Origin of the sequence: Dactylosporangium sp. CA-139066 (assembly GCF_050936175.1) — a bacterium.
Classification (GTDB): domain Bacteria; phylum Actinomycetota; class Actinomycetes; order Mycobacteriales; family Micromonosporaceae; genus Dactylosporangium.
In genome coordinates this window covers 9549887-9567425 of sequence record NZ_JBNJNH010000001.1, presented here as the reverse complement: position 1 = coordinate 9567425, position 17539 = coordinate 9549887, and the positions used below count along the sequence as shown (strand labels likewise).

Below are 17539 nucleotides of genomic sequence, written 5' to 3'. Positions count from 1 at the left end.
GCAACGGGTTGACACGGCGGCACGGGAGTGGCAACCATCGATGAGAGAGCGCTCTCTCCACCCCGCCATGTGACTCAGAAGCGCTGAAGGTGAGGCATCGTGTCCGCCGCTAGAGCCATGTCCGCACTCACTCTGATCGCCGGCAGCCTCGTCGGCGTGGCGACCGCCGTCACGGTCGCCGCGCCGGCCGCGGTCGCCGAGACCGTGCCCCCGGCCCCGGCCGGCTGGACCACCGTGTTCGGCGACGACTTCGCCGGCAACGCCGGTGCACCGCCGTCGTCGAACAACTGGTTCTACGACATCGGCACCGGGTTCGGCACCGGCGAGAAGGAGCACACGACCAGCTCCACGCAGAACGTGTACCTCGACGGCTCCGGCCACCTGGTCCTCAAGGCCATCAACAGCGGCGGCACCTGGACCTCGGCCCGCATCGAGAGCACCCGCGCCGACTTCGCCGCCCCGCCCGGCGGCAAGCTGCAGATGACGGCGTCGATCAAGCAGCCGGACCCGGCGAACGGGCTCGGCTACTGGCCGGCGTTCTGGGCGCTCGGCTCGCCGATGCGCGTCGGCGGCGGCTGGCCGCAGTCCGGCGAGATCGACATGATGGAGGACGTCAACGCCCTCAACCAGGCCTCGCAGACGCTGCACCACGCCGCGGGCAGCCAGGGGCACGGGCTCATCCCCTGCCCGGCGGCCGGCTCGACCTGCCAGAGCGGCTACCACACGTACTCCGTCATCGTGGACCGCACGAACACCAGCGCCGAGTCGCTGCAGTTCCTGATGGACGGCGTGGTCGAGAGCACGATCACCCAGGCGCAGGTCGGCACCTCGGCCTGGCAGCAGGCGATCGACCACGGGTTCTTCATTATCTTCGACCTGGCCATCGGCGGGAACTACCCCGACGGCATCTCCGGCCAGACGACCCCGACGGCGGCCACCACCTCCGGCGGCTCGATGAGCGTGGCGTACGTGGCCGTCTACGAGCAGGGCGGCAACACCACGCCCACGGCCACGCCGACCGGCACCGGGCAGATCAAGGGCATCAACGGCCTGTGCCTGACCAACCAGAACTCGCTCAACACGTCGGGCAACCCGATGGGCGTGTCGGCCTGCAACGGTACGGCGGGCCAGCAGTGGACCACCTACTCCGACAACACCGTCCGGGTCCAGGGCGGCTGTCTCGACGTCGTGGCCGCCGGGAAGACCAGCGGTACCAACGTGGACTGGTATCCCTGCAACCAGAGCAACGCCCAGGGCTGGACCCGCCAGGCCAACGGCACGCTGGTCAACCCCAACTCCGGGCTGTGCCTGTCCGACCCGGGCGGCAACACGACCGCGCGGCTGGTCATCGAGACCTGCAACGGCTCGGCGCAGCAGCAGTGGACGGTGCCCAGCGGGACCAGCCCCGGCAACACGGTGACCGTGTCCAACCCGGGCAACCAGACCCACGCCGTCGGCAACGCCGTGAACCTGCCCATCAGCGCCACCGACTCGGCGGCCGGGCAGACCCTCACGTACTCCGCCACCGGCCTGCCGCCCGGCCTGTCGATCAACCCCTCGACCGGCGTCATCAGCGGCGGCCCGAACACCGCCGGCACCTACACGGTGACCGTCACCGCCACCGACACCACCGGCGCCGCGGGCAGCACGACCTTCACCTGGCTGGTCAACCCCGGCCAGGGCCCGTCCTGCGGCACCACCAACATCGCCCGCAACGGCCAGGCCACCGCCTCCGGGCAGGAGGGCGGCTACGCGCCGGGCAACGCGATCGACGGCAACCCGAACACCCGCTGGTCGAGCGCCTTCAGCGACCCGCAGACCCTCACGATCGACCTCGGGGCGTCGTACTCGATCTGCAAGGTGGTGCTCAACTGGGAGGCCGCCTACGGCAAGGCGTTCCAGATCCAGACGTCGGGCGACGGCTCGACCTGGACGACGATCTACAGCACCACGACCGGGACCGGCGGCGTGCAGACGCTCAACGTGTCGGGCACCGGGCGCTACATCCGCATGTACGGCACGCAGCGGGCGACCCAGTACGGCTACTCGCTGTGGGAGTTCGAGGTGTACAACACCGGCGCCGTCAGCAGCTGCGGCACCGCCAACGTGGCGCTCGGCCACCCGGCGACCGCCTCGTCGGTGCAGAACGGCACGTTCCCGGCCGCCAGCGCGTTCGACGGCAATACGAACACGCGCTGGTCGAGCGCGGCCAGCGACCCGCAGTGGGTGCAGGTCGACCTCGGTGCCAACCTGGAGATCTGCCGGATCGGGCTGAACTGGGAGGCCGCCTACGCCAAGGCCTTCCAGATCCAGACGTCCGCCGACGGCACCAACTGGACGACCGTCTACAGCACCACGACCGGGACCGGCGGCGTGCAGGCGCTCGACGTGTCCGCCACCGGCCGCTACGTGCGCATGTACGGCACGCAGCGGGCCACGCAGTACGGCTACTCGCTGTGGGAGTTCCAGGTGTACAACAAGGCCCTGCCCCCGCCGGCCTAGCCGGGAAGCGCGCCGCCGCCCGGGCGGACGAGACCGGTCTCGTACGCCAGGACGACCGCCTGGGCGCGGTCGCGCAGCCGGAGCTTGGTGAAGATCCGCGCCACGTGGGTCTTCACCGTGGCCTCGGACAGCGAGAGGTGCCGGGCCAGCTCCGCGTTGGACAGCCCCTGCCCGAGCAGGGTCAGCACCTCGAGCTCCCGCGGGGTCAGCGGGGCGAGGTCGCGGTGCAGCGGCGCCGGGCCGTCGGCGGCGAAGCGCTCGACCAGCCGGCGGGTGATCGACGGGGCGAGCAGGGCGTCGCCGGTGCCGACAAGGCGTACCGCATTCGCCAGATGCTCCGGGGTCACGTCCTTGAGCAGGAAGCCGCTCGCCCCGGCGGCCAGCGCGGCGTAGACGTAGCGGTCCAGGTCGAACGTCGTGAGCATGATGACCCGGCACTGCGGCAGCCGGGCGAGGACCTGCCGGGTCGCGGCGAGGCCGTCGAGGCGCGGCATGCGGATGTCCATGAGGATCACGTCGGGGCGCAGCTGCTCGGCCGCGGAGACGGCCTCGGCGCCGTCGGCCGCCTCGCCGACCACCTCGACCCCGCGCGCGTTGAGGATCATCCGGAAGCCCGTGCGCACCAGCGCCTGGTCGTCGGCGATGAGCACCCTGGGTTCGGTCATGCGGGGTCCAACGGGATGCGGGCGCGGACGCGGAAGCCGCCGCCGAAGCGCCGCCGGGCGTCGAGGTCGCCGCCGTACACCGCGACCCGCTCGCGCAGGCCGATCAGCCCGCGGCCGTCGCCCTGGGCCGGGCGCGGGGGCGGCCCGGTGTTGAGCACCTCGATGCGCAGATACCGCTCGGCGTAGCGGACATCGACCTCGGCCCGGTCGGCCCGGCCGTGCTTGAGGACGTTGGTCAGGGCCTCCTGGATGATGCGGTACGCCGTGACGTCGATCCCCGACGGCAGGGGCCGCGGCTCGCCGCCGATGCGCACGTCCACCGGCAGCCCGGCGAACGCGATCCGGTCGACCAGCCGGCTCAGCCCGTCCAGGCCCGGCTGGGGCGCGAGGTCCGCGCCATCGTCCTCGCCCTCGCCGCCGGGCGCGGGGGCGAGCAGGCCGAGCAGGTGGCGCAGCTCCTTGAGCGCGTCCCGGCCGGCGCCCTCGACGGCGGCCAGCGCCCCGGCGACGTCGTCCGGGACCGGCGGGCCGGCCGCGGCGAGCACCTCCCGGGCCGCGCCGGCCTGCACCACCATCACGCTCACGTTGTGGCTCACGATGTCGTGCAGCTCCCGGGCGATGCGGGCGCGCTCGGCGGCCACGGCGGCGCGCGCGGCGACCTGCCGCTCCCGCTCCAGCAGCCAGCCCCGCTCCTCCAGCGCCCGGCGGTGGCGGCGCCGTGCCCGCACGGCGGCGACCGCGCCGGCCGCGGCGGCGGCCAGCGCGCATGCCGCCACCAGCAGCGCGACGAGGACGGTCACCCAGCCACGATGCCAGACCCGGCGCGGCCGCCGCATCCGTCCCCGGTTCCAGCCGTGTACATCCGCAGGATGACGGGGCGCGCCGCGTTGCATCCGGCGGCGGACGCTCATGGGGTACCGCTGCCATAGCTTTTGGGTCATGACGACGGTGGTGCGCCTGGACGGGGTGCGCAAGGAGTACGGCGGCACGGTCGCGCTGGACGGGGTCTCGCTGCGCATCGAGGCGGGCGAGGCGGTCGCCGTCATGGGGCCCTCGGGCTGCGGGAAGTCCACGCTGCTCAACATGATCGCCGGGCTCGACCGGCCGAGCGCCGGCACGGTCGAGGTGCACGACGAGGACCTGGGCAGGCTCAGCGAGACCGGGCTGGCGCTGTTCCGCCGGCGCCGCATCGGCATGATCTTCCAGTTCTTCAACCTGCTCGACGACCTGCCGGCGCTGGACAACGTGGCGCTGGCCGCGCAGCTCATGGGCGTGCGGGCGCGGGCGGCCCGGCGGCGGGCGCTGGAGCTGCTCGACGAGCTGGGCATCGCCGAGCGGCGCAACGCCTATCCGGCGACGCTGAGCGGCGGCGAGCGGCAGCGGGTCGCGGTCGCGCGGGCGCTCATGAACCGCCCGGCGCTGCTGCTGGCCGACGAGCCGACGGGGGCGCTCGACAGCCGCTCCGGCGAGCAGGTGATGGACCTGCTGCTCGACCTCAACCAGCTCGGGCAGACGCTGCTGCTCGTCACCCACGACCGGGCGCTCGCCGAGCGGTGCGCGACCCGGATCGTGCACCTCGCCGACGGGCGGGTCGCATGAGCGCCGTGTGGCGGGCGGCCCGGGCGGCGGTCAGGCGCCGCCGGCTGCAGACGCTGGTCCTCGCGCTCGTCACGCTGTTCTCGACCGCGACGATCGTGGTCGCGCTGGCGCTGCTGGACGCCTCGAGCGCGCCGTTCGACCGGGCATTCGAGCAGCAGAAAGGGCCGCACGTCATCGCGACGTACGCGACGCCGCATCCCGCCCTCGCCGCGAACGCCGCGGCCACCGCGGGGCCGTTCCCGCAGCTCGTCCTCGACGTGCCGGCCGACGCCGCGCCGATCTGGGCGACCGGGCCGATCACCGTCGTCGGGCGCGCCGAGCCGGGCGGCGCCGTCGACGCGCTGGCGCCGTGGGCCGGGCGCTGGGCGAGCGGCCCGGACGAGGTCGTGTTCAACATGGAGCCGGCGCCGCCGGACATGGTCGACGCGTTCGCCGGCGAGCTGCTCGGCAAGAAGATCGCCGTGCCCGGGCGGCCGGCGCTGACGATCGTGGGGCTGGCGTACAGCGTCTCGCACACCGCCGACGCCTGGGTGACCCCGGAGACGATGGCCCGCCTCGGCCCGACCGGCGCGCAGGTGCTCTACCGCTTCCCGCGGGCCGGCACCGGCGCGCAGGTCGACGCGGCGATCGCCGCGCTGCCCCAGGACGGGCTGCAGGGCACGCAGTCGTACCTCACGCGCAAGGCCGCCGTCGCGGCCGGCCCCGGCACGATCCTGCCGTTCCTCATCGTCTTCGGCGTGCTCGGCCTCGTCGTCGCGGTGCTCATCGTGGCCAACGTGGTCAGCGGCGCGGTGATCTCCGGCTTCCGGCACATCGGCGTGCTCAAGGCCCTGGGCTTCACCCCGCGCCAGGTGGTGTCCGTCTACCTGGTGATGGTGACGGTGCCGTCGGCCGCCGGCGCGTTGCTGGGCGCCGGCCTCGGCACGGTCGCCGCGCGCCCCCTGCTGCGCAACGCGTTCCTCGGCCTGGGCTTCGGCGGCCAGGTCACCACCGGCGCCTGGGTGCCGCTGACCGGCGCCCTCGGCGTGCCCGCGCTCGTCGTGCTCACCGCGCTCGTCCCCGCGCTGCGGGCCCACTCCCTCTCGGCGGCCGAGGCGATCAGCGCCGGCTCCGCCCCGAAGACCGGCCGCGGCCTGCGCGCGCAGCGGTCGCTGGCCGGCACCCGCCTGCCGCGGGCGGTGTCGCTCGGGCTCGGCCTGCCGTTCGCCCGCCCCGGCCGCACCGGCCTGACGATGGCCGCGCTGCTGCTCGGCGTCATCACGGTCACGTTCGCCGGCGGGCTGGCCACGTCGGTCATCCGCTTCGGCGACGCCGTCGACCGCGCCGACGAGGTGCAGGTCCAGGTCCGCCCGGACAACCCGACCATGGGCGGGACCACCACGACCCGCACCGACCCGCAGGTGGAGGCGCTGCTGCGCGGCCTGCCCGGCACCACGTACGTCACCGCCGACCTCACCATGCAGCTCGCCGCCGCCGGCCACCCCGGCGAGCTCGAGGTCGACTTCCTGCGCGGCGACGCGGCCACCCTCGGCTACACCGACGAGCTCGTCGAGGGCCGCTGGATGGCCGGCCCCGGCGAGGCGGTCGCCTCCTCGGCGGCACTGCACGACCTGGGCGCGCGGGTCGGCGACCGGCTGACGCTGACGTACGAGGGCCGCGAGGCCCCGGTGACGATCGTCGGCAAGTCGATGGAGGCCGGCATCGGCGGCGGCGACCTGTTCGCGGACTGGTCGGTGCTCGGCGCCCTGGCGCCGGCGCACAAGGTGGTGCCGCACGAGGTGATGTACTCGATCCGGATCGCCCCCGGCACCTCCGTCGAGGCCTACATGGCCTCCGTGCGCGCCGCCGACCCCGGCCTGTACGTCTGGGCCTCCAACGCCGGCCTCAGCAACCCGTACACCGTCTCGGTGGTCACCATCTCGGTCGCGTTCTCGCTGATGATCGGCACGGTGTCGGCGCTGAGCGTCTTCAACACGGTCCTGCTCAACGTCCGCGAGCGCCGCCGCGACCTCGGCATGCTGAAGTCCATCGGCATGACCCCGCGGCAGGTGGTGGCGATGGTGGTGACCTCGATGGCGGCCCTGGGCGTGGCGGCCGGCGTGATCGGCATCCCGGTCGGCATGATCGCCCACCGGCTCGTCCTGCCGATGGCCGGCCGGGCCGCGAAGACCGACATCCCGGCGCGCCTCTTCGACGTCTGGGACTCGGCGGCGCTGGCCGCGCTGGCCCTGAGCGGCGTCGCGATCGCCGTGCTCGGCGCCCTGCTCCCGGCCCGCCGCGCCGCCTGGCTGCCGATCGCCGAGGTCCTGCACAACGAGTGACGCAGGCCGCCGACGGTAAGCGGCCGCGCCACGCCCGGGCGGGGGATGATGGGCGGGTGCGGTTCGACGGATGGATCGCCGGGGTCGGCACGGCGGAGGGTACCCGGATCGTGCTCGGGCACTGGCCGCGCTCGCCGTACGGGGCCGTCAGCGATGTCATGGTCGAGCGGGCGGACGGGCACCGGGTGCTGCTCGCCGCGACGCAGGAGCTCGCGGAGTTCGTCGCCGCGACGTACGCGTTCGACGAGGTGCGGGTCGTCCCCGTCGGCGTGCGGCGCGACGGTCCACGGTGGACGGTCGAGGCCGGGCCGCTGCGGCTGGGGTTCGTCGTCGGGCGGCGCGGCGCGCTCGGGTGGCTGCTGCGGGCCGTGCCGGCGCCGCTGGCGGGGCGGCCCGCGTGGGTGCGGCTGATCGACCGGCCCGCCCGCCGGCTGATGCCGGGGGTGCGCACCTACGGCAGCGCGGGCGGCGGGCGGCGCGAGTTCTACGGTGCGCGGGACCTGCACCCCATCGTCGCCGCCGAGGCCCAGTGGGAGGGCGCGGCGCTGGGCGCGCAGCGCGATGTCGAGCCGCCGGTGCGCTTCGGGTTCGGGTCGGCGCCGCGCCGGCCGGCGCTGGTGCGGATCACCACGACCGTCGAGGGCTGATGTCCTCCGTGATGTCGACCTCGCCGATCCCGGTCACCCGCTCGCTGCTGACGGCGACGACCGCCGGCATGAGCCGCAGCATCGGCGGCGTCGCGACCGCCGCGGGCGGCATCAGTACCGACGCCGCCGCGGTCGCCGACGCCGCCCGGACCACCACGACCAGCGTCGAGGCGGTCCGAGCGGTGTCGGCCGACCTGGCCGCCGTCTCCGGCGACCTCCGTGCTCTCGTCAGTCGGTCCCGGTTCTGAGTCAGCAGGTCAAGTTGCCGCCCGCCGGTACACCGAGAATGCCGACGAACTGGTTGTAGAGGTTCACCCGGCTCTGCATCTGCGCGGGGTTGCCGCCGTTGCACTCGATGCTGTTGATCGCGCGGATCGTGGTACCGAATCCCTGGCCGTTGACCATCGCGTTGTGCGACGTCGTGCCGGCGTTGCCGGTGCCCGTCATCCAGTACCACAGCCCGGTCTGCCACGAGATCGACGAGTTCGTCGCCACGAGGTCCGGGTTGTTCAACAGGTCGACGCCGAGCGCGTCTCCCGCCGCCTTGTAGTTGAAGTTCCAGCTGAGCTGGATGGGACCGCGCCCGTGGTACGCCGACTGGCCGGCCGGGCAGCCGTAGGGCTGGCTCCAGTCGCAGTACGTCGGCCAGTTCGCGGTGTTGATCTCGTTGATGTACACCAGCCCGCCGGTCTCGTGGCTCACGTTCGCGAGGAACGCGGCCGCCTCCTGCCGCTTGACGGTGTCGCTGCCGGTCGTGGCGAACGCGGGGTACTTCTTCATGGCGTCGGTCAGACCGGCGTACGTGTAGAAGGAGTTCCGGCTCGGGAACATCTGGTTGAACTGGGCCTCGCTGACCACGAAGCCGGTCGTCCCGCCACCGCCACCGCCGCCACCCCCGCCACCGCCGCTGCAGGCGTACGGCGACCAGTACCAGGTGCTGATCGTCGGGTCGTAGCCCGGGTTGTCGTGCGTGGCCTGGTAGAAGAGCCCGTTGGTGTACCGCACGATGGCCCCGGTCGCGTACCACTGCCCGGCCACCCAGTTCGGGTAGCTGCACGTCCCGCCGCCGCCACCACCGCCGCCGCTCCCGCCGCAGCTGCCGTTGTCGGTCCAGACGCCGGAGCCGCCGGTGCTGGGGACCTCGTGCTGCGTCCACCACTTGGCGGTCCAGTTGTGGCCGTTGTACGAGGCCTGCATGCCGCCGGTGTACACCGTGGCATCGGCATAGGCGGGCGCACAGGCGGCGGCCGCGTCGGCGACCACGGTGGGCAGGATCGCGGCGGCGGCGCCGGCGATCATCACCCCCGCGGTGGCCAAGAGGGCAAGCAGTCGTTTCCTGGGCATGGTGAGCGACCTCCCGTGAGCGGCGGGCGATGTGCACATGGACGAATGTCCATACCCATTAGTAAACAAGACTTAGTCAGTTGTAAAGAGTCTTATTTGATTACTCTGCGTACCGCCTCGGCGATCTCGGCGACGCCCACGGCGCCGTCGACGGTGATGACCTGATAGCCGAGCGCGCGGGCCCGGCCGGCGACGAGGTCGGGCATCAGCGCGGCGCGCTCCGCGACCGCCGCTCCCAGGGCCGCGAGGTCGCGCCGGATCAGCGGGAACTGCTTCTCAGGGCTGGGCGAAGGTGTACCCGGCGTCGCGGAGCCTGGGCAGGACGATGCCCAGTGCGGTGAGGGTCTGCTCGCGGTTCCCGCCGCCGTCGTGCTCGAGAATGATCGAGCCCGGGTGGGTCTTGGTCAGGATCGTGGTCACGATGTGCTGGACGCCGGGGCGGCTCCAGTCCCGGGGGTCCACGCTCCAGTCCAGCGGGCGCAGCCCCAGGTTGCCGCACTGCCCGAGGACCGTCGAGGACCAGGCGCCCCCCGGGGAGCGGAACAGCGCCGGCCGGTAGTTGCCCCCGGACGCCTTCGCGATCGCGTCGGTCGCCTTCGCCATCTCGGCGTGGACGGCGCCCGCCGCCATTTTCGCGATGTTCAACGGGTGGCTGAAGGTGTGGTTGGCGATGTGGTGACCGCCGTCGAGGACCCGCTTGACGAGGTCGGGGTGCGCGGCGGCGCTGCGGCCGATCATGCAGAACGTGGCCCGGATTCCCTGCTGCGCGAGCAGGTCCAGCATCCTCGGGGTGTAGGTCGGGTCGGGCCCGTCGTCCACGGTCAGCGCGATGTTGGTGCCGTGGCAGGGCAGCGAGTACTGCGGCCCGCCGGACTTCTGCACGACCCCCGGCGGCGGCGGGCAGACGCCGGCGGTCGGCTTGTTCGCCGGCGGGACGACCAGCGGCGAGGCGGAGTCGGTCACGTCCGGCGACGCGCTGTCGCCCTCGTGCGAGTCGCCGGGAATGTCGCCGGCGCTGTGCCAGGTCGCGTGGTCGTCGCCGCACCCCGCCAGCAGCCCGACCCCGCCCAGCGCGAACAGCAGCGCCCGCCGGGAAACCGCGCCGCTCACGCGCCGCCGCCGTCGTTGACCAGGTCCGGGTGGGCGGCGACGAACTCGCCGACGCGGTCCTGCCCGATGCTCGCGAGCAGCTGCCGGGTGGTGGCGTCGAGGATCTCGTACGACTGCCCGTCGACGACCTCGGTGTTGTACCGGCCGCCGTTGGCCTTCAGCGTCACCAGACGGTCCGGCGTGATGCCGTGCAGCGTGAGGATCCAGTCGGCGAGCGGGATGTCGTTGTTGTAGAACGACACCGCCTTGCCGATCGAGTTGAGCATGTGGTCGACCTTCTCCGGGTTGGTGATGACGCCGGCGCTCGTGGCCTTGCTCAGCATGGCCTTGATGAACTGCTGCTGGTGGCGCTGGCGCCCGTAGTCACCGTCATTGTTGGCGAGCTTGTCACGCTGCCGCACGTAGTCCAGGGCCTGCCACGCGGCCATGTCATAGCACCCAGGTTCGTACACCTGCGGCCGCATGTTCGGCTTCAGGCTTGTCGGGATGCCGTCAGCATTGAAGTTGTACGGCTCACCCTCCTTCCCGGTCCGCGTGTTCCACCCGGTGTGGATCGACGTGGTCCGCTCGTCGACGCACATGTGCACGCCCCCGAGCGCGTCGACGAGATCCTGAAATCCGTCGAAGTTGACGATCGCGGCCCCGTTGAACTTCAGCCCTCCGGCGAGGTTGCTGACCGTCTCGGCGAGCAGCGTCAGCCCTTCGTCCCGCCCGCCGCCGTTCTGGTACCCGAACTCGAACGCCGCGTTGATCTTGTCCGTCCCGCCGCGGTACTGGCTGCGGCCGTCCGCCGGGATGGCCACCCGCGTGTCGCGGGGAATGCTGGTCAGGTACACCACGTCGTGGCTCGCCGGCACGTGCGCGATGATGATCGAGTCGGCGCGCGCCCCCATCGCCGCGTTGCCGGTCCGCTCGTCGATGCCGACCAGGAGCAGGTTGAGCGGCCCGTCGATGTTGTGGCCGGCCGCCGCGGCCGAGCCGAGGCCGCCGGGGTGGGTGACCTGGTCGCCGTAGTGGGCCAGGAGCAGCTCCCCGCCGACCAGGGTGCCGGCGCTGCCGAGGAACAGCAGCGCGCCGACGACCAGGCAGAGCCGCGCCCACAGGGGGCTCTTGTTCCTGCTCCTGCGCGCCGGGCTCCGCCGCTTCCCGGGGGCGACCATCCGACTCCTTCCGCGCTCGGCGGCCGTCACGGCGACGGCGCCGTCCCAGCGTCGCCGGAGCACAGGGACCCGACGTACGCCCGTAGCCGCAGCGTTTGTTGCGGGTTTCCCGCAACCCCCGGCCGCCGGGACCGGTGCGTTCGTCATCGCCGACCGGCCACGTCAGCATCTGCCGCGTCCGGCCCCGGAAGGCGAGAATTGACCGTATGACCCGAATCTTCGCAGCCATCTCCGTCTCCCTCGACGGCCCGGACAACGACCTTGTCTGACGACCTCGCCGCGCACGCGCGGGCACTGCTGGACACGAACAGCTTCCTGACCTTGGGCACCGTGGACCCGGACGGCCGGCCCTGGACTTCCCCTGTGTACTTCGCCGCATCCGGCCTGCGAGAGTTCTACTGGGCCTCGGAGACCGACGCCGTGCACTCACGCAACCTCACCTCACGCCCGCACGTCAGCATCGTCGTGTTCGACTCGAGCGTCCGCCCCTACCACGGCAGGGCCCTGTACGCGGTCGGCACGGCGGGCGCATTGGAAGGCGGCGACCTTGAGCGCGGGCTGGAGGTGTACCCGGGGCCCAGCGACCGGGGCGCCACCGCCCTGACCCGGGAGGACGTGACCGGATCCTCCCCGTACCGCCTCTACCGGGCGACCGCCACCGAGGTGTGGGTCCTGTGCCCGCGCGAGCCGCGACAGCCGTGCCCGCTGCACGGCCTCGCCAAAGACCACCGAGCCCGCATCGAATAGCGAGAGCCGCTTCGAGACGCCCGCCGACCGGCCCGTCGAGCGCCTGCTGATGCACGACCTTGGATCTGCCAGCAGCGCGCACCGATGAGGTTTTCGCGCAGCGCCCGTCTGTACGTATGAGATCGACTTACGAGAGGCTGGCATGATGCGGAATGGGCTGATCGACGAGTACATGCTGGTCACCGTGCCGGTCCTGGTGGGCGGCGGCACGCCGTTCTTCACCGCGCTGGACAGCTGGGTGAAACTGAACCTCGCGGAGACGCGGACATTTCCCGGCGGCGTCGTGCTGACCCGATACGAGACGAGGCGATGAGCACCGGGGCGGTGGTGTTCGCGTTGTCGCGTCGGTGCTCACCTGGCCGGGTGCTCATTCCGACGGGGACTTGTCTGATCACAGTGTCGGGGGCAGGTCCAGCCAGGGTTTGTCGGTGGCGTCGAATCCGGTGAGCTCGGCGATCTTCCCGTCGACGATGTGCAGGACCGCGATGTTGAACAACCGGTACTGCGGGTCGTCAGGGGTGCGGAGGTACAGCGCGGCGGCGGGCATGCGGTTGACCGTCGTGGCGATACAGCGCCAGTCGTCGTAGCCGGGCTGGAAGAGCCCACCGCAGACCCAGCCGTCCACCGCGTCCTTGGCCGTGATGGCCGAGGTGCCCGCCTCGGGCAGCATCACGAAGCGCAGGTCGTCGCGCAGCAGGGACATCAGCCCGTCGAGGTCGTTGCGCTCATGGGCGTCCATGTACGACTTCACCACGCCGCGCTCGTCATTCGACAGCTCGTGGGCGGCGGGGCTGCGCCAGTCGAGGCGGCGGCCGGGCAGCTGCTCGCGCATCGTCACCCGCGCCCGCTGCAGCGCGCTGGTCACCGATGCGATGGTCAGATCGAGGGCGTCGGCGGCCTTCGACGCCGGCCAGCCGACGACGTCGCGCAGGATGAACACCGCCCGCTGCCGCGGCGGCAGGTGCTGGACGGCGACGATGAACGCCAGCTCGATCGTCTCCCGCGCCACCACCGATTCCTGCGGGTCCTCGGGGAGCATCCGGTCGGGGTACGGCTGCAGGTACAGCACCTCCGAGCTGGAGTCCGACAGCCCGGACGGTACGGGTGTGCGGTCATTGCGCTTCTCCAGGAAGTCAAGGCAGACGTTCGTCGCGATCCGGTACAGCCAGGTCCGCAGCGCAGCGTGGCCCTGGAACGACTCCCGCTTGTTCCACGCTCGCAGGAACGTCTCCTGCGTCATATCCTGGGCGTCCTCGTAGTTCGCAAGCATCCGGTAGCAGTGCACCTGCAGCTCACGCCGGTGGCGCTCCGTGATGAGCGCAAACCGCGCCGTATCGCCTGAGCGAACCACCGCGATGAACGAGGCCTCGTCAGCGCCCAGCGGTCTAGCGTCGGTCATGGTCACCAATCCTTCCACCGGTGCGAGGGGGGCTACCAGAACCGACGACGTGGCGGAAGAATTCTGATCGGTGAAGCCTCCACGCCGGCTCAGACTGACAGAACGACCTTGCCGCCGACGGTACGGCTCTCTGCCAGCTGATGCGCCCGTGAAGCGTCCTCGAGAGGGACGGTCGCGCCCACCTTCGACTCCAGCCGACCCTCGGCGACCAGCCGGCTCAACGCCAGCAGGCCGGCGTGGTCGGGTTCCACCAGGAAATTGGTCACCCGCACGCCTTTGTCCGCGCCGAGGCGGGCCACCGCATCGTCCACTCCGGACGGCACCAGAACCACGGTGCCCCCGGGGGTGACCAGCGGCAGCGACCGTGGGGTGTAGTCCCGGCCGACGAGGTCGAGCACCACGTTGACCGGGCCGACGACGTCCTCGAACCGAGTCGTGGTGTAGTCGACGAGTTCGGCGGCGCCCAGCGCGCGCAGCTCGTCGTGGTGGTCGGCTCGGGCCACGCCGATGACGTGCGCGCCGAGTGATGTGGCGATCTGGACGGCCAGCCGGCCGACCCCGCCGGCGGCGCCGTGGATCAGCACCCGGTCCCCGGCCTTGAGGTGCGCGGTGTCCACCAGCAACTGCCAGGCGGTCAGCCCGGAAAGTGGCAGCGTTGCGGCTTCGGGGAACGACAGCGACGGCGGCTTGGGGGCAAAGTGCCGCGAAGGGGCTGTCACGTACTCGGCGTATGCGCCGGCCTGGCGAGGAAACCACGGCATGCCGTACACCTCGTCGCCGGGCGAGAAGATGGTGACGCCGAACCCGCACTCTTGCACCACCCCGGCCACGTCCCAACCCAGGATCATCGGCAAGCGCGACAGGGGCCCGTGCCCTTGTCGCTGCCTGAGATCGACCGGGTTGATGCCGGCCGCGTGGACCCGCACCAGCACCTCGGTGCTGATCGGTCGCGGTGCTGGCACCTCGCCGAATTGCAGCACCTCTGGGCCGCCGAACCGGTCCAGGCTCACTGCCCTCATCCGGCAACTCCGTCCCTGTCGAAGCCTACGATGGCCGGTGATGTACCCGCGGCCGGGGGAACGAACCCGCCCGGTTTGTGCAGCGGGACGTGGGTAGCCGACGGCTATGGCTGCTGGTCCGCTCGGTGCGTGGCTCGCCGCGGAGTACGAGGTCGTCGCCGAGATCCCCGATCTGATGCCGACGGGCGTCACGGTCGCCGACTCGGGGCGGGTGTTCGTCTCGATTCCGCGGTGGGGCGACGACGTGCCCTACACGGTCGCTGAGGTCGTCGGCGGCAAGCTGGTCGCGTTCCCGAACGTGGAGATCAACCGGTGGAGCCCGCAGCGGGCCGCCGACACGCTCGTGTCGGTGCAGAGCGTGATCGTTGATCCGGCCGGGTCCTTGTGGCTGCTCGACACCGGCAGCCTGGCGTTCGCGCCGTTCGTCAAGGGCGGGCCGAAGCTGGTGCAGGTCGACCTCGAAACCGGGCAGGTGGTACGGGTCGTCCATCCTTCTGCCGAGGCCATGACACCCACGGTGTACCTCAACGACGTCCGCTTCGACCTCTCGCGGGGCGAGGCGGGGTACGCGTACCTCACCGATTCACAGCCCGAGGGTGCCCTGGTCGTCGTGGATCTGGCGTCCGGCGAGAGCTGGTCGCGGCTGCGTGGACACCGAAGTACCCATGCGGAGGACGGCTTCCGGGCCGTGGTGCAGGGGGTCGTCCGCGAGGGATACGTCGTCGGCGCGGACGGTATCGCGTTGAGCGCCGACGGCGAGCGACTGTACTTCTGCCCGCTGTCGAGCCGGCGCCTGTACAGCGTCGACACCGCGGCCCTGCGTGACCGAGACCTTCCGGAGGCCGAGGTCGCCGCTCGGGTGGTCGACCACGGCGACAAGGGTGCGTCCGACGGTCTGGAGTCAGACACGGATGGTGCGGTCTATGCCACCGCGTACGAGCACAGCGCGGTGCTGAAACTGGCCGCGGACGGCACCTGGACCACGATCCTGCACGCACCCGCCCTGCTGTGGCCGGACACGCTGTCGCTCGCGGGGGACGGCTACCTGTACGTGAGCGTCAACCAGCTTCCCCGCGCGCCGCTGTTCAACGACGGCGTCGACGACCGTGTCCCGCCGTACCACATCATCCGGGTCCCGGTGCACGCACGCCCCGTGCGGCTCGGTCCGACCGCAGCGCGGTCGACGCCGGCGACCTGACCGCCCGGGCCGCCGCCGGACGTCACGCCCGCGGGTCAGGCCGTCCAGCATGACTTCGATCGGCCAGCACCGGCAGCCCGATTCGCGCCGGGTGCCGCCCGGCGACCTGGCACAGCACGTCGTACGCCAGCGGACCCACCGCCAGGAAGGCCGGCAGCGGCGCCACCGGAGCCAGCCAGAAACCGCCCAGTGCGGCGGCGAAGGCGAGCATCGGCCGGCGCCGGCCGACGGCCACGGCAGCGCGTCAAGGGCGGGGCCGTACGTGCAGTATCAGCGGTTAGGCGGCAGGTATTCGCCACACCGTGACCGTGTTGTCCGAGCTGTCAGTGGAGGGGCTTCGGTTTGGCTGGGCAACGATGATTTCGTGGTGGTGCCCCCGGCAGGATTCGAACCTGCGCTCCCGCCTCCGGAGGGCGGTGCTCTATCCCCTGAGCTACGGGGGCCGTAATCGGACCTGACACAGATTAGCAGAGCCCCGCCCCGACCCGCGCACTGGTTCCCCTGTGGCGGGTGGGGCGACGCCGAACGCTACGAGGACAGGGGTTGGGCGCCCAGGTCCTTGAGTTTGTCGGTCAGGGCCGAGATGTCGTACGACTGCGCGGCCTGCATCTTCGCGGCGGAGTCGCGGACCTCGGGGGCCGAAGCGTTCTTGGCGGCTACCTCGGCCATGTGGATGCCGCCCAGGTGGTGGCGGAGCATGAGCTGGCACCACAGGATGTCGAAGTCCTTGCCCGTGGACGACTTGAGCTTCTTCAGCTCGTCGTCCGAGGCCATGCCGGGCATGCGGCCGTCGGGCTGCAGGGTGTTCATGCCCGAGGGCATCCAGGCCATCGCGCGGTTGGACGACGTGGGGGAGAGGTGCCACTGCACCAGCCAGGTCTGCATCTGGCCGATCTGCCATTGCTGGCTCGCGGCGATGTCGTAGCCCAGCGTGCGGATGTCGTCCGTGGTCCCCAGGCGGTACGCCAGCATGCCCATCTCAACGGCCTGAGCGTGGTGGATGCTCATGTCGCGGGCGAAGCCGGCGTCGATCGAGTCCTCGCCGGGGTTGCTCAAGGTCGGGATCAGGTAACCGATGGCGGTGCCGGTCACCAGCAGGAGTACCGCGGCGAGCACGCCCAGAGACAGGCGTGCCCGCCGGGAAAGTTGCGCGAACACGGTGGCTAGTTGCCGCCCATCTGTGTCGTGCCGTCCTTACCGAGGTCGTGCGGCGTGGTGCCGGTCTCGGTGATGATGTCGCCCTGCGAGCAGGGGGTGCCGGCCTCGAGGCTGGCGTTCTGGCGCAGCGCCTTGATGAACTCGTCGATGCGCTTGTCGTCGGCGTTGTCGACCTTGAGCTGGAAGCCCCACGCCTGCAGCGAGATCGGCTTGTCCAGGCCCGGGTACGGGCTCATCAGCATGTAGTCGTTGCCGCGGACCCGCTTGGCGAGCTTCTCGACCTGGTCGGCGGGGAGGCTCGGGTTGTACGTGATCCACACGGCGCCGTGCTCCAGGCTGTGCAGCGCGTGCTCGTTGGCGATCGCGGCCGGGTACACGTCGCCGAGGCAGCGCTGCCAGTTGGCGTTGTGGTTGCCGGCGACCGGGGGGCTCAGCTTGTACTGCTGCGGGCCCCACACGTGCTCGCGCTGGCCGACCATGGCCTTGTCGATCTGGTAGTAGTCCTTGATGCCGCTGATCTGGTCGGCGCGGTCGTGCCAGCCCAGGCCGTTCTCGTACACCTGGTAGCCGGCGAAGCCCACGATGCCCAGCGCCAGCACGCCGACGGTCGTGAACAGCGCGATCGGGCCCCAGGACATGCCCTGCTTGACCTTGACCGGGGCGATCTTCT

At 71.6% G+C, this 17539-nt stretch carries 18 protein-coding genes and 1 tRNA gene; 8 read left to right on the top strand and 11 right to left on the bottom strand.

What is annotated here, in order from left to right; all coding sequences use genetic code 11:
* The first annotated feature begins 117 nt into the window (after positions 1–117).
* On the top strand, positions 118–2502 hold the full coding sequence (locus tag ACQEVU_RS43705; protein ID WP_433334464.1) for a discoidin domain-containing protein: 2385 nt from the start codon (positions 118–120) through the stop codon (positions 2500–2502).
* On the opposite strand, the gene ACQEVU_RS43700 is transcribed toward ACQEVU_RS43705, so the two are convergent.
* Positions 2499–3167 carry a response regulator gene (locus tag ACQEVU_RS43700; protein ID WP_433334462.1) on the bottom strand — a complete coding sequence of 223 codons (669 nt, stop codon included), beginning with the start codon at positions 3165–3167 and terminating at the stop codon, positions 2499–2501. The two genes, ACQEVU_RS43705 and ACQEVU_RS43700, sit on opposite strands and share 4 nt — an antisense overlap.
* A complete protein-coding gene (locus ACQEVU_RS43695) occupies positions 3164–4003 on the bottom strand; it encodes a sensor histidine kinase (RefSeq protein ID WP_433335342.1) in 840 nt (279 codons plus the stop codon). Before ACQEVU_RS43695 ends, ACQEVU_RS43700 begins: the two co-directional genes overlap by 4 nt.
* A 103-nt stretch (positions 4004–4106) precedes the next feature.
* Between ACQEVU_RS43695 and ACQEVU_RS43690 the strand changes: the two genes are divergently transcribed.
* Genes ACQEVU_RS43690 through ACQEVU_RS43675 form a run of 4 tightly spaced genes read left to right on the top strand, consistent with a single transcriptional unit; the run spans position 4107 to position 7982 of the window.
* Positions 4107–4766 carry an ABC transporter ATP-binding protein gene (locus ACQEVU_RS43690; RefSeq protein WP_433334460.1) on the top strand — a complete coding sequence of 220 codons (660 nt, stop codon included), beginning with the start codon at positions 4107–4109 and terminating at the stop codon, positions 4764–4766.
* Entirely contained in the window at positions 4763–7087 is a 2325-nt protein-coding gene (locus tag ACQEVU_RS43685; protein ID WP_433334458.1) for an FtsX-like permease family protein, read from the top strand. The genes ACQEVU_RS43690 and ACQEVU_RS43685 overlap by 4 nt, the downstream gene beginning before the upstream one ends.
* Positions 7088–7143: 56 nt before the next feature.
* Positions 7144–7734, top strand: a complete 591-nt coding sequence (locus ACQEVU_RS43680; RefSeq protein ID WP_433334456.1) for a hypothetical protein — start codon at positions 7144–7146, stop codon at positions 7732–7734.
* Entirely contained in the window at positions 7734–7982 is a 249-nt protein-coding gene (locus ACQEVU_RS43675; protein ID WP_433334454.1) for a hypothetical protein, read from the top strand. The genes ACQEVU_RS43680 and ACQEVU_RS43675 overlap by 1 nt, the downstream gene beginning before the upstream one ends.
* A gap of 1 nt (position 7983) precedes the next feature.
* Here the strand turns inward: ACQEVU_RS43675 and ACQEVU_RS43670 are convergent, their stop codons facing one another.
* From ACQEVU_RS43670 to ACQEVU_RS43660, 3 genes are all read right to left on the bottom strand, one after another.
* Positions 7984–9078 (bottom strand): glycoside hydrolase family 19 protein, encoded by a 1095-nt coding sequence (locus ACQEVU_RS43670; RefSeq protein WP_433334452.1) that lies wholly within the window; start codon positions 9076–9078, stop codon positions 7984–7986.
* 276 nt (positions 9079–9354) lie between these two features.
* Positions 9355–10188, bottom strand: coding sequence for a polysaccharide deacetylase family protein (locus ACQEVU_RS43665; protein WP_433334450.1), 834 nt, complete (start codon positions 10186–10188; stop codon positions 9355–9357).
* A complete protein-coding gene (locus ACQEVU_RS43660; RefSeq protein WP_433334448.1) occupies positions 10185–11348 on the bottom strand; it encodes an LCP family protein in 1164 nt (387 codons plus the stop codon). Before ACQEVU_RS43660 ends, ACQEVU_RS43665 begins: the two co-directional genes overlap by 4 nt.
* Positions 11349–11609: 261 nt before the next feature.
* Between ACQEVU_RS43660 and ACQEVU_RS43655 the strand changes: the two genes are divergently transcribed.
* Positions 11610–12095 (top strand): pyridoxamine 5'-phosphate oxidase family protein, encoded by a 486-nt coding sequence (locus ACQEVU_RS43655; RefSeq protein WP_433334446.1) that lies wholly within the window; start codon positions 11610–11612, stop codon positions 12093–12095.
* A gap of 142 nt (positions 12096–12237) precedes the next feature.
* The gene (locus ACQEVU_RS43650; RefSeq protein WP_433334444.1) at positions 12238–12408 is read left to right on the top strand and encodes a dihydrofolate reductase family protein; all 171 of its coding nucleotides are present in this window, start codon (positions 12238–12240) and stop codon (positions 12406–12408) included.
* Positions 12409–12486: 78 nt separating this feature from the next.
* Here the strand turns inward: ACQEVU_RS43650 and ACQEVU_RS43645 are convergent, their stop codons facing one another.
* A complete protein-coding gene (locus ACQEVU_RS43645) occupies positions 12487–13494 on the bottom strand; it encodes an RNA polymerase subunit sigma-70 (RefSeq protein ID WP_433334442.1) in 1008 nt (335 codons plus the stop codon).
* Positions 13495–13583: 89 nt separating this feature from the next.
* Positions 13584–14513 carry an NADP-dependent oxidoreductase gene (locus tag ACQEVU_RS43640; protein ID WP_433334440.1) on the bottom strand — a complete coding sequence of 310 codons (930 nt, stop codon included), beginning with the start codon at positions 14511–14513 and terminating at the stop codon, positions 13584–13586.
* Between the two features lie 106 nt (positions 14514–14619).
* Between ACQEVU_RS43640 and ACQEVU_RS43635 the strand changes: the two genes are divergently transcribed.
* The gene (locus ACQEVU_RS43635; RefSeq protein WP_433334438.1) at positions 14620–15711 is read left to right on the top strand and encodes an SMP-30/gluconolactonase/LRE family protein; all 1092 of its coding nucleotides are present in this window, start codon (positions 14620–14622) and stop codon (positions 15709–15711) included.
* 22 nt (positions 15712–15733) lie between these two features.
* Here the strand turns inward: ACQEVU_RS43635 and ACQEVU_RS43630 are convergent, their stop codons facing one another.
* The 4 genes from ACQEVU_RS43630 to ACQEVU_RS43615 form a co-directional block, all read right to left on the bottom strand.
* Positions 15734–15946: a hypothetical protein gene (locus ACQEVU_RS43630; RefSeq protein WP_433334436.1), complete on the bottom strand. Its 213-nt coding sequence runs from the start codon at positions 15944–15946 to the stop codon at positions 15734–15736.
* Between the two features lie 133 nt (positions 15947–16079).
* Positions 16080–16154, bottom strand: a tRNA-Arg gene (locus tag ACQEVU_RS43625).
* Positions 16155–16239: 85 nt separating this feature from the next.
* Complete coding sequence (locus ACQEVU_RS43620) at positions 16240–16869, bottom strand: DUF305 domain-containing protein (RefSeq protein ID WP_433334434.1); 630 nt, start codon at positions 16867–16869, stop codon at positions 16240–16242.
* A 5-nt stretch (positions 16870–16874) separates the two neighbouring features.
* Positions 16875–17507: a DUF3105 domain-containing protein gene (locus ACQEVU_RS43615; RefSeq protein WP_433335340.1), complete on the bottom strand. Its 633-nt coding sequence runs from the start codon at positions 17505–17507 to the stop codon at positions 16875–16877.
* Between the last annotated feature and the right edge of the window lie 32 nt (positions 17508–17539).

What these genes read in the sequence shown, in the direction of transcription:
- ACQEVU_RS43690 (WP_433334460.1), top strand. Translation starts at nt 4,107, where the DNA reads ATGACGACGGTGGTGCGCCTGGACGGGGTGCGCAAGGAGTACGGCGGC.
- ACQEVU_RS43645 (WP_433334442.1), bottom strand. Translation starts at nt 13,494, where the DNA reads ATGACCGACGCTAGACCGCTGGGCGCTGACGAGGCCTCGTTCATCGCG.
- ACQEVU_RS43695 (WP_433335342.1), bottom strand. Translation starts at nt 4,003, where the DNA reads ATGCGGCGGCCGCGCCGGGTCTGGCATCGTGGCTGGGTGACCGTCCTC.
- ACQEVU_RS43635 (WP_433334438.1), top strand. Translation starts at nt 14,620, where the DNA reads ATGGCTGCTGGTCCGCTCGGTGCGTGGCTCGCCGCGGAGTACGAGGTC.
- ACQEVU_RS43650 (WP_433334444.1), top strand. Translation starts at nt 12,238, where the DNA reads ATGATGCGGAATGGGCTGATCGACGAGTACATGCTGGTCACCGTGCCG.
- ACQEVU_RS43615 (WP_433335340.1), bottom strand. Translation starts at nt 17,507, where the DNA reads ATGTCCTGGGGCCCGATCGCGCTGTTCACGACCGTCGGCGTGCTGGCG.
- ACQEVU_RS43660 (WP_433334448.1), bottom strand. Translation starts at nt 11,348, where the DNA reads ATGGTCGCCCCCGGGAAGCGGCGGAGCCCGGCGCGCAGGAGCAGGAAC.
- ACQEVU_RS43640 (WP_433334440.1), bottom strand. Translation starts at nt 14,513, where the DNA reads ATGAGGGCAGTGAGCCTGGACCGGTTCGGCGGCCCAGAGGTGCTGCAA.
- ACQEVU_RS43700 (WP_433334462.1), bottom strand. Translation starts at nt 3,167, where the DNA reads ATGACCGAACCCAGGGTGCTCATCGCCGACGACCAGGCGCTGGTGCGC.
- ACQEVU_RS43685 (WP_433334458.1), top strand. Translation starts at nt 4,763, where the DNA reads ATGAGCGCCGTGTGGCGGGCGGCCCGGGCGGCGGTCAGGCGCCGCCGG.
- ACQEVU_RS43705 (WP_433334464.1), top strand. Translation starts at nt 118, where the DNA reads ATGTCCGCACTCACTCTGATCGCCGGCAGCCTCGTCGGCGTGGCGACC.
- ACQEVU_RS43670 (WP_433334452.1), bottom strand. Translation starts at nt 9,078, where the DNA reads ATGCCCAGGAAACGACTGCTTGCCCTCTTGGCCACCGCGGGGGTGATG.
- ACQEVU_RS43675 (WP_433334454.1), top strand. Translation starts at nt 7,734, where the DNA reads ATGTCCTCCGTGATGTCGACCTCGCCGATCCCGGTCACCCGCTCGCTG.